Annotated in this window: 8 protein-coding genes; 3 read left to right on the top strand and 5 right to left on the bottom strand. The window is 76.2% G+C overall.

All coding sequences use genetic code 11. The features are described 5' to 3' along the window. Nucleotides 1-10: 10 nt before the first annotated feature. The 5 genes from WMF11_RS40105 to WMF11_RS40085 form a co-directional block, all read right to left on the bottom strand. Nucleotides 11-3,970, bottom strand: coding sequence for an AAA family ATPase (locus WMF11_RS40105; protein WP_437974561.1), 3,960 nt, complete (start codon nt 3,968-3,970; stop codon nt 11-13). Between the two features lie 191 nt (nt 3,971-4,161). Next, complete coding sequence (locus tag WMF11_RS40100; protein WP_437974560.1) at nt 4,162-5,187, bottom strand: MvdD family ATP-grasp ribosomal peptide maturase; 1,026 nt, start codon at nt 5,185-5,187, stop codon at nt 4,162-4,164. Then, nucleotides 5,184-6,176, bottom strand: a complete 993-nt coding sequence (locus WMF11_RS40095; RefSeq protein ID WP_437974559.1) for an MvdC family ATP-grasp ribosomal peptide maturase — start codon at nt 6,174-6,176, stop codon at nt 5,184-5,186. Before WMF11_RS40095 ends, WMF11_RS40100 begins: the two co-directional genes overlap by 4 nt. A 51-nt stretch (nt 6,177-6,227) precedes the next feature. Next, the gene (locus WMF11_RS40090; protein WP_437545041.1) at nt 6,228-6,464 is read right to left on the bottom strand and encodes a microviridin/marinostatin family tricyclic proteinase inhibitor; all 237 of its coding nucleotides are present in this window, start codon (nt 6,462-6,464) and stop codon (nt 6,228-6,230) included. 368 nt (nt 6,465-6,832) lie between these two features. Then, the gene (locus WMF11_RS40085; RefSeq protein ID WP_437974558.1) at nt 6,833-7,051 is read right to left on the bottom strand and encodes a microviridin/marinostatin family tricyclic proteinase inhibitor; all 219 of its coding nucleotides are present in this window, start codon (nt 7,049-7,051) and stop codon (nt 6,833-6,835) included. A gap of 173 nt (nt 7,052-7,224) precedes the next feature. On the opposite strand from WMF11_RS40085, the gene WMF11_RS40080 reads away from it, so the two are divergent. Genes WMF11_RS40080 through WMF11_RS40070 form a run of 3 tightly spaced genes read left to right on the top strand, consistent with a single transcriptional unit; the run spans nt 7,225 to nt 13,582 of the window. Beyond that, entirely contained in the window at nt 7,225-8,394 is a 1,170-nt protein-coding gene (locus WMF11_RS40080; protein WP_437974557.1) for an HlyD family secretion protein, read from the top strand. Further along, the gene (locus tag WMF11_RS40075) at nt 8,391-11,327 is read left to right on the top strand and encodes an ATP-binding cassette domain-containing protein (protein WP_437974556.1); all 2,937 of its coding nucleotides are present in this window, start codon (nt 8,391-8,393) and stop codon (nt 11,325-11,327) included. Before WMF11_RS40080 ends, WMF11_RS40075 begins: the two co-directional genes overlap by 4 nt. Next, nucleotides 11,324-13,582 carry an ATP-binding cassette domain-containing protein gene (locus WMF11_RS40070; protein ID WP_437974555.1) on the top strand — a complete coding sequence of 753 codons (2,259 nt, stop codon included), beginning with the start codon at nt 11,324-11,326 and terminating at the stop codon, nt 13,580-13,582. The genes WMF11_RS40075 and WMF11_RS40070 overlap by 4 nt, the downstream gene beginning before the upstream one ends. Nucleotides 13,583-13,684: the final 102 nt, after the last annotated feature.

The following is a 13,684-nucleotide window of genomic DNA, read 5'->3' as shown; positions in this document are numbered from 1 at the left end:
ACCGGCCTTGCTACCGCAGGCGGTGCTCGCGGAGCACGTCGGCCGGCACCGCCTCGCGCGCGAGCTCGCAGAGCCGCGCGTGGTGCGTGAAGAACAGCACCTGCGTCGTCCCCGCGAGCTCGCCGAGCACCGCGAGGGCAGCCCGGGCGCGGTCGTCGTCGAAGTGGATCAGGATGTCGTCCAGGATGAGCGGCATCGGCTCGCCCGTCCGCGCGTGGTGCTCGAGGCTCGCGAGGCGCAGCGCGAGGTAGAGCTGGTCGCGCGTGCCGTCGCTCAGGCCCGTCACGTCGACCTCGCGCTGCACCGGCGCCCTCGCGGGCTCCGCCGCTGCGTCCGCGGGCGCCTTCGCGGGCTCCGCCGCTGCATTCGCCGGCGCGTTCGCGGGCTCTACCGCTGCGTCCGCGGGCGCCTTCGCGGGCTCCGCCGCGCCGTCCGGCGCGGGCGCCCTCGCGGCCGCCGCCCCGCCGACCCCCGCGCCGGACGCCGCCGCGCGGACGCAGCGGAGGATCGCCTGCTCGCTCTCGTCGTAGCCCACCCGGAGGCCGGCGAAGGCGCCCAGCGTCAGGCGGTGGAAGAGCGCGCTCGCGCGCGCCAGGATCGGGCCCTGGTTGCGCTCGCGGTAGCGCTCGATCTCGCGCTCGAGCAGCACCGCGGCGAGGCGCGCCCGCACGTAGCGGCGCACCTCGCCGCGCAGGTGCGAGAGGCAGATCTGCGCCTCCGCGGCGGCCTCCGCGGCGCCCACCGTCGCCCGGAGGTGCTCGCGCTCCTGCTCCAGGCTCCCGAGCGCCCTGTCGATCCGGCGCCGCTCGTCCTCGAGCGCCGCGAGGCGCTCCTCCGCCCGGTCGAGCTCGAGCGCGAGCGCGTCCCGCTCCACCCCGGCGGTCTCCTGCTCGAGCGCGGCGATGCCCGCGCCCTCGCCCGCCTCGAGGAGCTTGCCCTCGTTCTCGACGAGCTCGCGGTCGAGCCGGCGCGCCTCGCGCGAGCGCTCCTCCGCCAGGGAGAGCGCGGCGACGTCGTCGGCGTCGTCACCGCCGCGCGGGACGCCCGCCGCCTCGAAGAGCTTGGCGAGGCGCGCCTCGGCGGCCGCGCGGCGCGCGTCCTGCTGATCCAGCTCGCGGCGCTTGTCGGCCAGGCTCCGCGCGATCTCGCCGCGCTCGCGGAGGTCGGCGCGCGCCTTGTGGTGGCGCTTGATCAGCTGATCGGCGGCCTGATCCGCCGGCAGCGGGGCGAGATCCGGCGCGTGCCGGGACGCGAGCTCCGCGACGTCGGCCCCGAAGGTCCGGGCGTCGCGCTCCATGCCGCGCACCCGGCGGCGCTCGTGGGCGGCGCTGTCCGCCTTGCGGAACAGCGCGCCGAGCTCGTCGAGGATCGCCGTGGCCTCGTCCGCGGAGGCGTCGCCGGGCAGGCCGAGCGGCCGCACGCCCTCGGCCCACTCGGCCCGCCACGCCTCGAGCGCCCGCGTGTGCTGCGCCTGCTCGCGCTCGAGGTCCTCGATCTCGCGCTCGAGCTCCTTGCGCTCCCGCAGGAGCTCCTTGCGCTCCCGGGCCGCGCCCTCGATGGCCGCGAGCTCCTGCTCCGCGGCCTCGACGAGCGCCGGGAGGCGCGCCGGCGCGTCCTCCGGCGCTCCGGCGGCGTCGCCGCGCGAGCCCGCGCCGGGCGCGTCGCCGCGCGAGGCGCCCGGCGCGGCGCGGGCGCCCTGGAGCGCCGCGTGGAGCTCGGCGGCGTGCGCCTGCATCCGGGCCCGCAGCGCCTCGGCCTCGGCCTCCGCGGCGCGCAGCCGGTCGACCGTGGCGGTCAAGGCCGCGTAGCGGCCGAGCCAGCCGCGCATCTCCTCGGGGGAGCGCGGGGCGACGCCCGCGGGCCGCCACAGATCGAGCCACGCGGCCTCGGCCTCCTCGGCCCGGCGCGCCAGCGCGGCGCGCTCCGCGGCGAGCTGCGCCTGGTCGGCCTGGGCCCGCGCCTCGTCCGCGAGCAGCCGCGCCAGGCGGGCGACCCGGTCGGCCTCGCGGCGCAGCCGATCGGCGAGGGCGTCGGCGGCGCGGACCAGGTCGGCGTAGTCGTCGGGCTTCCCCCGGGCGGCCGGCGGCTCGTCGCGCGCGGCGAGCGACGGCCTGCGCCGCCCCCCGGGCGAGGCGGGCGCGTCCGCGCCGAGGTCGAAGAGCGAGGCGGTGTGGATCGACGCGGCCGCCGCGCGGGCGCCCGCCTTCGCCTGGAGGGCGCGCACCAGCGCCTTGAAGGCGGCGTCCCGGCGCTCGCGCGCCTCCGCGAGGTCGGCCTCCGTGGGGACGGCGCCGGCGCGCTGGAGCGCGTCGATCTCGCGGGCGCTCTCGCGGAGGCGCGCCTCGATCTCGGCGGCGCGCTCGCCGAGCCGCTCGCGCTCCCGGGCGAGCGCGCCCCACTGCGCGGCCGCCTGGTCGACCGTCTCGGGGAGCGGGACGGGCAGGGCGCTCGCCTCGGCCGCGGAGAGCGGCCAGCCTTCGGGCGCGCCGCCCGCGTCGAGGCCCGCCCGCCGCGCTGCATCGTCGACGTCGAGGCGCGCCCGCCGCGCTGCCGCGAGGCCGAGCCGATCGCGCTGCGCATCGGCGTCGCGGGCGAGCTGCGCCGCCGCGGCGGCGGCCTCGCGGAGCCGGTGCTCGAGGTCGCCCTGCTTCTGCGCGCGAGAGAGCGCGCCTCGGAGCGGGGCGGGGTCCTCGCCCGGCGGCAGCTCGGCCAGCCTGCGCGCGCAGGCGTCGCGCCGCGCGCGGTGCGCGGAGAGCAGCCGCTCCACCTCGCGCGGCTTGGCCTCGGCGGCGCCGCGCTCGCGGGCGAGCTTCTTGATGCGCGCCTCGGTCGCGACGTCGACGCGCATCGCCTCCAGCCGCTCGGGGTCGTCGCCGCCGGCGAGCGAGGCGTCCCGCCCGAGCCTGCGGAGGATCGCGCGCGCGTCCTCCTCGACGCCGTGGAGCTCCGCCCGGACGCGCGGCAGGTCGACGGCGGCCTTGCGGTGGCTGCCGAGCCGGGTCACGAGGCCGTCGATCGCGCCCGCGTCGAGGTCGGCGAGCGACGCGGGGACCTCCAGCGCGGCGTGGCGGGCCTCGAGCTCCGCGATGTCGGCGCGGAGCCGCGAGGCCTGGGCGCTCGCGTCGGCGGCGCGATCCTGGGCGTCCTCGCGGTCGCGCTGCGCGCTCTCGGGCAGCAGGACGACGTGGCCGAGGGCGGCGCGCCGGCCGAGGATCGCGCGCCGCGCCTCCAGCAGCGGGAGCACCCGGAGCGCGCGCCGGAGCCGCTTGTCGGTCGACCGGAGCGCGCGCAGCTCCGCGTCGACGCGCTCCTGCTCGGCCCGCTGCTCGTCGATCTCCTGCCGCTTGCGCGTCCAGTCCGCGGGCGGGTGAGCGGCGCTCCTGGCCCCGTTGCGGGCCGCCTCGAAGGCCTTGATCGCCTCGTTGAGGGGGCGGGTCCTCGCCTGGGGTGTGAAGATCTCGTCCGCCTCCTGGCGCAGCGTGGCGAGCAGCTGATGCAGCCCCGGCCCGCCGAGCCCCGCGCCGAACAGGCTCTGACCGACGTCGCCCTTGCCCTGGAGCAGGGCCTCGGCGCCCTGGCGGAGCGTCTCGTGGGTGAGCCCGAAGGAGGTCCGGAACAGCTCCTCCGTCACGCCGCCGAGCACCGGCGCGAGCGCGGCGTCGTCGAGGGGGTTGTCGTCCGGGTCGCGGAGCGTCTTCACGCGCCCCTTGCGGCGGACGAGCGCGAGCGCGGCGTCGCCCCTGCCCGCGAGCCGGCCGCCGACGCGGAGATCGGTGTTGTGGTGCAGGTGGGCGTCGGGCGTGATGTGCGGGATGCCGTAGAGCAGGCCGCGGATCGCCCGGAGCGCGGTGCTCTTCCCGGCCTCGTTGGGGCCGTAGACGACGTGGAGGCCCGGCGACGGCGAGGAGAAGTCGAGCCGGAGATCCGTGAAGGGGCCGAACGCGAGGAGGTGGAGCTCTAGGATCTTCACGAGATCGCTTGCCGGGCGCAGGGGCGGTGCCCTCCCCTGAACGGATAGCAAGTGCGGAACCTCCGGGCGTTGTCAAGCCGCACCGCGCGGCGCAGGGGCGCGTTGCGCGGCGCCCGTCCGTCCGATGAGGGAGCGGCAGGCGGGCGGGCGGACGGCACCGAGCGTCCGCTCAGCGGCGCTGCGCCGCCGCCTCAGCGGGGCTGCGTCGCCGGCGTGTGGAGGAAGGCGCTCCACGAGCCGCGCCGCGGCGCCTTGCCCAGCAGGACCTCGGCGAGCGCCTCGCTGATCGGCAGCCCGGGGTTCCGCTCCAGCCAGAAGAACTCGCCGGACGGGTTGACCTCGAGGAAGACGTGCCGGCCGTCCGGCGTGCGGAGGATGTCGATCGCGCCGTAGTTGAGGCCGAGCTGATCCATCAGCCGGAGCACGCCCGTCTCGACGTCGGGCGGGAGCGTGTCCTTGCGCCAGGCGTCGATGAGCTCGATCCCCTGCCGGCGCCAGTCGACCTCGGCGCCGGGCGCCGCCTGCGAGTCGACCGAGGCCGTGAAGACGCGCTCGCCCACGACCGTGACCCGCAGCTCGCGCGCCTTCGGGATGTTCTCCTGGAAGGTCATCGGGCAGAGCGAGAGCCCCCGCATGTCCGCGAGGTCCTTGGCCTCGAGGGCGTTCGTGAAGACCACGTGCTCCTCGCCGTCGCGGTAGACGGCGAACGACGAGAGCATCTTGGCGATCACCCCGCCCGGGCAGGTCGCGGCGAAGGCCCGCGCCGCGTCCGCGTCGTTGGTCGTGAGCGTGCGCGGCGTGTCGAGGCCGACCTCGCGCGCGATGTCGAGCTGCACCTGCTTGTTCGACGCGAAGCGCACCGCCGGCAAGGGGTCGACCTGCGGGACGCGGAACGCCGCGAGCATGCCCTCCGCGGTCTGCTTCGCCTCCTGGATCGACGCGCTCCGGAGCTGCGGATCCATCGACGAGGGCAGCCTGGCGCCGTAGGCGACCCGGCGATACCAGACGGCGGTCACGTCGCCGAGGTCGAGCGCGCCGTCCCGGGTGGTCAGCGTGGAGCGGCCCGCGCCGTCCCCCGACGAGAGCGAGAGCCGCGCTCCCGCCGGGTAGGCGTCGGTGTCGAAGCGGAAGGCCTGGCCGCCCAGCCTGGCGATCGCGGCGGCGACGCGGTCGATGCACTCGTTGTCTTCGCTGTGCGTGATGATGAGGACTGTCACCGGTTCTCCGTCGGAGCGAGCAGCGCCTCCGCCAGCGCGTCGGCGATCGGCAGCCCGAGATCCCGCTCCAGCATGCCCCACTCGCCGGCGGGGTTCACTTCGAGAAAGACGTGCTCTCCGTCCGGCGTCCGGATGAGGTCGACGGCCCCGAAGACCAGCCCGAGGGCGCGAAGGAGCGCGCCGAGCTGCGCTTCGACGTCGTGCGGGAGGGCGTCCGGCTCCCACCCGATGCCGACCTCGCTCACGTCCGGGTGGCGCCAGTCGACAGCGACCGACTCGTAGCGGGTCGCGTCGAGCGCGCCCGGGAAGCACCGGCCGTCGACGCAGGCGACGCGGAGCTCGCGCGCCTTGGGGATGCGCTCCTGGAAGATCATGGGGCTCTGGCGCAGCCCCGCGAGGGCGTCGAGGTCGGCCTCCGAGACGGCGTGCGTGAAGACGAACGGCGCGCCGCCGGAGAGGCTTGTCGAGAAGGGCGTGAGCATCTTGGCGACCACGTTCCCCCCGAGGCGCGCGAAGAGGCCGCGGACGTCGGCCGGGTCGTTCGTCACCACCGTCTCGGGGATGCGAAGGCCGACCGACGCCGCCGCCGCGAGCTGGCGCAGCTTGTCCTGGGCGCGCTCCTCGGCCGCGGGCTCGTTGATCCAGCGCCGCGCGGGGAGCCCGCGCAGCCAGCCGGTCAGCGCCGCCATCGACTCGCGCACGCACGCGCCGCGGTACGCCTCGGGGATGCCCTCGCCGAGGTTCGGCGCCCAGAGGCGCCGGAGCCAGACCGCGGAGATCTCGTCTCCGCCGATCTCGGCCCCGGCGTCCTCCAGGCGGCGGCGCACGCCGCCCGGCCCGAGCGCCGTCGAGAGCGTGATGTCGCGAGGGAACCGGTCGACGTCCAGGCGGACGGGGCGAGCGCCGCGCCTTCGCAGCGCCTCCGCCACGCGCCCGATCCCGAAGTCGTCCTGTGAGTGCGAGACCAGGAGGACGCTCGCGCTCGCCATCGTCACGTCAGGGTGCCTCTCTCGCACGGGCGCGGGCGGTCCATGCGGTGCTCAGGTCTCGTCGCCGTCCGAAGGGTACTTCAGCGTGGTGTAGATGGGGTCCTTCCCGCCGCCCCCGCCGTCCTCCTGGTCCGACGGGTACTTCAGCGTCTGGAAGGGCGGCCTGCCGGCCTTGACGCCGGTACGGACGCGCTTCTGATCCTCCAGGAAGCGAGCGAAGAACGGCACCGCCTCGGCGTCGTCCTTCTGCTCCTGCTGCTCGGGCTCACGGTTGTCGATATCGGCCATGGGATACCTCCAGATGGTTGCGTTGCCGCGGCGACGGAGCCGCCGAGGGCAAGAGGGCTAACATAGCGAGCAGCCAGGCGGGGGCGCAAGCCCGAGCGCGATCTTCGGCGCTTTTCAGCACAATTGCAGCGGCTCGACGTCGCAATTCCGCCATCCCGTGATGCTGTGATTCCGCTGTTGCGGCGATCTTTCAATCACGGGCGCTCAAAGGTGTTGAATCGTGTTGAGCTTGGTTACGCGTGGTCGCGTGGTCGCGTGGTCGCGTGGTCGCGTGGTCGCGTGTTGTTACGGGGTTACGGGATGTTGCGGGCGATTTCGGTGGGTTCCGCTCGGCCGTGGGCGGTTACCCGCCGCGCGGCGTTCGCGGTTCACTTCACGGCCAGATCTTCGTCGCCGTCGGAGGGGTACTTCATGGTGACGTTCTCATCCCTGTCCGAGGGGTACTTGAGGGTCTGTTGGATGCAGCCGCCGGCTTTGACGCCGGTCCGGATGCGCTTCTGATCTTCCAGGTAGCGAGCGAAGAAGGGCACCGTCTCCGCCTGCTCCGTTTGCTCGTTCTGCTCGGAATCACGATCGATATCAGCCATGGGGGACCTCCAGATGGAATGGAATGACTATCTCGCGGCGGAGCCGCGGAGGAGAGCATTCATTCAATCGGTCCGCGCTGCACGTGAAGTTTTGCCTGGCTCATCGCCTTTACCCGGGCGATGGGTGCGACTTCCTGCGCATCCTTCGCTCGTGTACCTTGGCGCGACCCCTCATGCCCGCCGGGTTCTCACGCTCGATCCACGCGATCGCGACCGACGGCCATCGCGGCTCGATCGTCGGCGCCGCGATCGGCGCGCTCCTGCTCGGAGGCTGGCTCGCGTGGTTCTTCCTCGCGCGCGTCGGGCAGTACGAGGCGAGCGTGAGCGCGCGCCTCGAGGTGGGGCAGGCGGCCCACCGCGTCGAGGCGCCCCTCGGCGGGAGGGTCGCCGCCGTCCGCCTCGACCTCCTCGGGGCCGAGGTCGCCGCGGGCGACGTCCTCGTCGAGCTCGACGTGGAGCCGCTCCGCCGCGACATGGACGACAAGCAGGCCCGGCTCTCGGCCATCGCGGGGCAGATGGGGCCGCTCCGGGCCGAGATCGCGGCGCGCTCGCGGGCGCTGCGCGACGGGGCGGAGGCGGCGCGCGCGCGCATCGACGAGGCGAAGGCGCGGCTCAAGGAGGCGGAGGCGGGCGCGCGCTTCCAGGAGCTCGAGGCGGCGCGGGCCGTGCGCCTGCGGCAGGACGGGCTCGTGTCCGAGGCCGAGGCGGCGCGGCTCGCGGCCGAGGCGCTGTCGCGGCGCTCGGCGACCGAGGCGCTCGACCGCGCCGCCGCGCGGGCCGGCGTCGAGCGGCGCACGGGGCAGAGCGAGCAGCAGGCCGAGCTCGCGCGGCTCGACCGCGAGGCGGCCTCGCTGGAGGGGGAGCGGCTCGTGCTGGAGGCGACGATCGCGGGGCTGCTCGCCGAGATCGAGCGGCGCAAGATCCGCTCGCCGATCGCCGGGCGGGTCGGTGAAATCACGGTGCTGCGGGCCGGCTCCTTCGTGCGTGAAGGGGACGTCGTGGCCGCCGTCGTCCCGCCCGGCGAGCTCAGGGTGATCGCGGAGTTCCCGCCCTCCTCCGTCGGGCGGATCCGCGCGGGGCAGGCGGGGCGCCTGCGCCTCGACGCGTTCCCCTGGACCGAATACGGCACGCTGGCCACCATCGTCGAGCGCGTCGCCAGCGAGGCGCAGGAGGGCCGCATCCGCGTGGAGCTCGGCGTGCGCCCCGATCCCGCGTCGCCGATCCCGATGCAGCACGGGCTGCCCGGCAACGTCGTCATCGAGATGGAGCGCGTCTCGCCGGCGTCGCTCGTGCTGCGGGCAGCAGGGCAGATCGTGCGGGTCCGCGGCGGAGCGGACGGGTGAGCCAGGGGACGGCGGGCGCCGATCCACGATCCGCATCGGAGCGAGCGAGCGCCGATCCCCGCCGCCTGCCGCCGAGCCCGAGGCGGAGGCTCCTCGCGCCGGAGGTCGTGCAGACGTCGGCGATGGATTGCGGGCCCGCCACGCTCAAGTGCGTGCTCGAGGGCTTCGGCGTCGGCGTGAGCTACGGGCGCCTGCGCGAGGCCTGCCAGACCGACGTCGACGGCACCTCCATCGACACCCTGGAGGACCTCGCGGAGCAGCTCGGGCTCGTGGCCCAGCAGATCCTCGTACCGCCGGAGCACGTGCTCCTCGACGAGGCGCAGGCGCTGCCCGCCCTGGCGATCGTGCGGCAGTCGACCGGGCCGCTCCACATCGTCGTGATCTGGCGCCGGCACGGCGGCCTCGCGCAGATCATGGACCCGGGCACGGGGCGGCGCTGGGTCACGCGACGGCAGCTCGAGGCCGAGCTTTACCAGCATGAGCTGCCCCTGTCCGCGGCGGACTTCCGCGCGTGGGCCGCGAGCGACGGGTTCACGCGGCCGCTCGGGCGCCGGCTCGCGTGGCTCGGCGCAGGAACGCAATCGATCGAGGCGGCGCTGTCGGACCGGGACTGGCGAGCGATCGCCGCGCTCGACGCCGGCGCGCGCCTGGTCACGTCGCTCGTGCGCTCCGGCGGCCTCGGGCGCGGGCGCGAGGCCGCGCGCGTGCTGGGCGCGCTGCTCGACCGAGACGCCGAGGCCTCCCGGGAGGAGATGATCCCGCCCGGCTTCTGGACGGCGCGTCCGGGGCCGGCCGACCCGTCCGGGGAGGAGATGGTCCTCACGCGGGGCGCCGTGCTCGTGCGGATCCGCGGGCGGCGGCCGCTCAGCTTCGCCCGCGCGCCGGCAGGCCGCGAAGGCGCGCCGGGCGCCTCCGCTCCCGAGCCCCCGGCGCACGCCGAGGCGGCTGCTCGCGGCGGCGGCGAGGCGGCTCGCGGCGAGGCGGCTCGCGGCGAGGCGCGCCTCCCCCCCGACCTCGCGGCCGCCCTCGCGGAGCGCGAGATCCCGCCTGCGCGCGCGCTCCTCCGGATGATCCGCGAGGACGGCCTGCTGACGCCCGCCGTGCTCGCCGGCGCGCTCTTGCTCAGCGTCGCGACGGTGGTGCTGGAGAGCCTCCTCTTCCGGGGCCTGCTCCAGATCTCGAACGATCTCGCGCTGTTCGAGCAGCGCCTCGCCGCCCTCGTCGCCCTCGCGGCGTTCCTCGCGGTGGAGCTCGCCCTCGATCTCTCCCTGACGTCGGGGATGATCCGGCTGGGGCGCCACCTCGAGGTCCGGCTGCGGATGGCGTTCCTCGCGAAGATCCCGCGCATCGGCGATCGCTACTTCCAGAGCCGCCCGGCCTCGGACATGGCGCAGCGCGGCCACAGCTTGCACGTGCTCCGCGGCCTGCCCGCGTTCGGCGGCCAGATCGCGCGCTCGGCGCTCGATCTCGCGGTGACCACGGCCGCGATCGTCTGGATCGATCCCGGGAGCGCGCGCCTCGCCGTGCCGGGCGCCGCGCTCGCGCTGGCGCTGCCGTTCGCGGGGAACCGCGTCCTCGTCGAGCGAGACCTGCGCGTCCGCACCCACGCCGGCGCGCTCACGAGCTTCTACCTCGACGCGCTCCTCGGCCTCGTGCCGATCCGGGCGCACGCGGCGGAGCGGGCCGTGCGGCGCGAGCACGCGGGGCTGCTCGGGGAGTGGGCGCTCGCAGGCCGCGCGCTCCTCCGCGCCGCGCTCGCCGTCGACGGGGCGCAGGCGCTGATCGGCTTCGCGCTCGCCGCGTGGATCCTCGGCGATTTCCTCGCCCGCGGGGGCGCCCTCTCGCGCGCTCTCCTGCTCTTCTACTGGGCGCTCGCGCTGCCCTCCATCGGGCAGGCGCTCGCGAGCACGCTGCTCCAGTACCCGGGGCACCGCAACACGGCGCTGCGCTTGCTCGAGCCGCTCGGCGCGCCGGAGGAGCTGCGCGCCGGCGCCCCCGTGCGCGCGCTCGCGGCAGCGGCGCCGCTCGCGCAAGGGGCCGCCGGCGGCGCGGGCTGCGCGATCGCCTTCGAGCGCGTGCGCATCCAGGCGGCCGGTCACGTGATCCTCGACGGGGTGGATCTGAACATCGCGGCGGGCAGCCACGTGGCGATCGTGGGCTCGTCGGGCGCGGGGAAGTCGAGCCTCGTCGGGGTCCTGCTCGGCTGGCACCGGGCGAGCGAGGGCACGGTGCTCGTCGACGGCCGCCCCCTCGACGGAGAGCGGGTGCGCGCGCTGCGCGAGGAGACCGCGTGGGTCGACCCGGCGGTCCAGATCTGGAACCGATCGTTCCTCGACAACCTCCGCTACGGCGCGCCCGACGACGCGGCCGACTTCGGCGCCGTCGTCGAGGAGGCCGAGCTGCGCGAGGTGCTGGAGCGGCTGCCGGAGGGGCAGAAGACCCTGCTCGGCGAGGGCGGAGGGCTCGTCTCCGGCGGCGAGGGGCAGCGGTTGCGCCTGGGCCGGGCGATGCTGCGGAGCGAGGCGCGGCTCGCGATCCTCGACGAGCCGTTCCGCGGCCTCGACCGGGAGCGCCGCCGGACGCTGCTCGCCCGGGCGCGGCGGCGCTTCCGGCGCGCGACGCTCCTCTGCGTCACCCACGACGTCGGCGAGACGCGATCGTTCGAGCGGGTGCTCGTCGTGGACGGCGGGCGCGTGGTCGAGGACGGGGCGCCGTCCGAGCTCGCGGCGCGCCCCGGCTCGCGCTACCGCGCGCTGCTCGAGGCCGAGGCAGCGGTGCAGCGAGGGCTCTGGTCGAGCGGCGGGTGGCGCCGGCTGAAGGTCGCGCGCGGGCGCATCGCCGAGGCGGCTGGCGAGGGCGCCGAGGCGGCGAGGGCGGGCGCCGGAGCGCCAGCCGAGGGCGGCGGAGCGCCAGCGGAGGGCCAGCGGAGGTGACCGCCGAGGCGCAACCCGGGTGGGAAGCCCGGCCGGACGGGGCGGAGGCGCAACCTGGGTGGGGGGCGAGGCCGCAACCTGGGTGGGGAGCGCGGCCGGACCAGGCGGTCGACTCGCTCGGCGCCCTCGAGTGGCCGGCGGACCGCCTCGGCGACGCGCTCGAGGCGCTCGCGACGCAGGGCGGCCTCGGCCCGCGCGCGGTCGCGGCGCCCGTCCCGGCCGCCGGGCACCTCCGCAGCGCGGACGCGCTCGGCGCGTGGATCGATCAGGCTGCGGCGTACCTCGGCGTCGAGGCGGAGCCGATCGCGGCGCGCTACGACGAGATCGGCGAGGCGCTCCTCCGCGTCACGCCCGCGCTCGTGTGGCTGCGCGACGGCGGGGCGCCCCGCTTCCTCGCCGTCGTGGGGCGCAGGGGGCGGGACCTCGCTGCGCTCCGCGCCGACCGCTCCACGGCGCGCGTCCCGGTCGAGGCGATCGCCGGCCGCATCTGCCGCCCGCTCGAGGCGCAGGTGCTCCCGGAGATCGAGCGCGTCCTCGCGCGCGCAGCCGTGCGGCCGCGGCGGCACGCGCGCGCGCGGCGGGCCCTGCTCGACGAGCGCCTCGGGCCCGTGATCGTCGACGGCATCTGGAGCCTGCGCCTGCCGCCGGGCGCGCCGCTCGTGCGGCAGGCCATGGCCGCGCAGATCCCGCGCCGCCTCCTCGGCCTGCTCGCGGCCCACGCGGCGGGCTACACGCTCTGGATCCTGGTGTGGATGACCGTGGGGCGCAGCATCCTCGACGACCACCTCGACGAGGGGTGGCTCGTCGCCGGCGCGCTGCTGCTCGCGACGGTCGTGCCGCTGCGCCAGCTCATGGCGTGGATGTCCGGCCTCGTCGCGATCGACTCGAGCGCGCTGGTCAAGCAGCGCCTGCTCTCGGGCGCGCTCGCGCTCGACGCCGAGGAGGTGCGCAGCGAGGGCGCGGGCCGCTTCCTCGGCCGCGTGATCGAGTCCGAGGCGATCGAGGGGCTCGCGATGGGCGGCGGCGTCGCGGCGGTCGCGTCGGCGTTCGAGCTCGCGGCGGCGGCCGCCGTGCTCGCCCAGGGCGCGGCGGGCGCGCTCCACGCGCTGCTGCTCGCCGCCTGGGCGGCGCTGGTCGTCGCGCTCTGCGTGCGGTTCTACCGGCGTCGCGCGCGCTGGACGGCCGCGCGGCTCGCGATGACGCACGACCTCATCGAGCGCCTGGTCGGCCACCGGACCCGCCTCGCCCAGGAGCGCCACGGCCGCTGGCACCACGGCGAGGACGAGGCGCTCGCCCAGTACCTGCTGCGGTCGCGCGACATCGACCGGAGCCAGATCGAGATCGGCGCGCTGATGCCGCGCGGCTGGCTCATCGCGGGCATCATCGGCCTCCTGCCGCCGTTCCTCGCGGGCACCGGCTCCGCCGGGGCGTACGCGGTGGCGCTGGGGGGCGTCCTGCTCGCGAGCCGCGCGCTCCAGGGCCTGTCGGGCGGCCTGTCGAGCCTCGCCAGCGCGGTGATCGCGTGGGAGCAGGTCTCCACGCTGTTCCAGGCGGCCGCCCGCGGCGGGCCGCCGCCGCCGCCGCTGCCCCCCGACGCGGGGCGATCGCCGGCCCGCGCGCGCGCGGAGGACGCCGAGGCCCGCGCTGTGGTCCTGGAGGCGCACGAGCTGTCGTTCCGGCACAAGGGACGGGCGCGCCCCGCGGTCGTCGACGTCTCGGTGCGGATCGCGGCGGGCGACCGCATCCTGCTCGAGGGGCCCTCGGGCGGCGGGAAGTCGACGCTGAGCGCGCTGCTCTCGGGGCTGCGCGCGCCCGACGCGGGGCTGCTGCTGCTGAACGGGCTCGACCGCCACATGCTGGGCGCCGGGGCGTGGCGGCGCCGCGTGGCGGCGGCGCCGCAGTTCCACGAGAACCACGTCCTCGCCGGGACGTTCGCGTACAACCTGCTGATGGGCAGGCGCTGGCCGCCGAGGCCCGACGACCTCGCGGAGGCCGAGGAGATCTGCCACGAGCTCGGCCTCGGCGAGCTGCTCGGCCGGATGCCGGGGGGGCTGGAGCAGGTGGTGGGCGAGACGGGCTGGCAGCTCTCGCACGGCGAGCGGAGCCGGCTCTACATGGCGCGCGCGCTGCTGCAGGGCGCCGAGGTCGTCGTGCTCGACGAGAGCTTCGCGGCGCTCGACCCGGAGACGCTGGAGCGCGCGTTGCGCTGCGTGCTCCGGCGCGCGCGCACCCTCGTCGTCATCGCCCACCCGTAGCCGCGGAGAGCGCGCTTCATCGCCTTCCATCGCACGGTCGTCAAGCCCACTTCATGGCCTCTCCCCATCTCGATGGGTCGACTCCTGTCTCGCTCTATCTCT

This window comes from Sorangium sp. So ce295 (genome assembly GCF_051527405.1).
Classification (GTDB): Bacteria; Myxococcota_A; Polyangia; order Polyangiales; family Polyangiaceae; genus Sorangium; species Sorangium cellulosum_B.
Note: the sequence above shows the minus strand (reverse complement) of the source record. Positions and strands in the feature narration are given on the sequence as shown.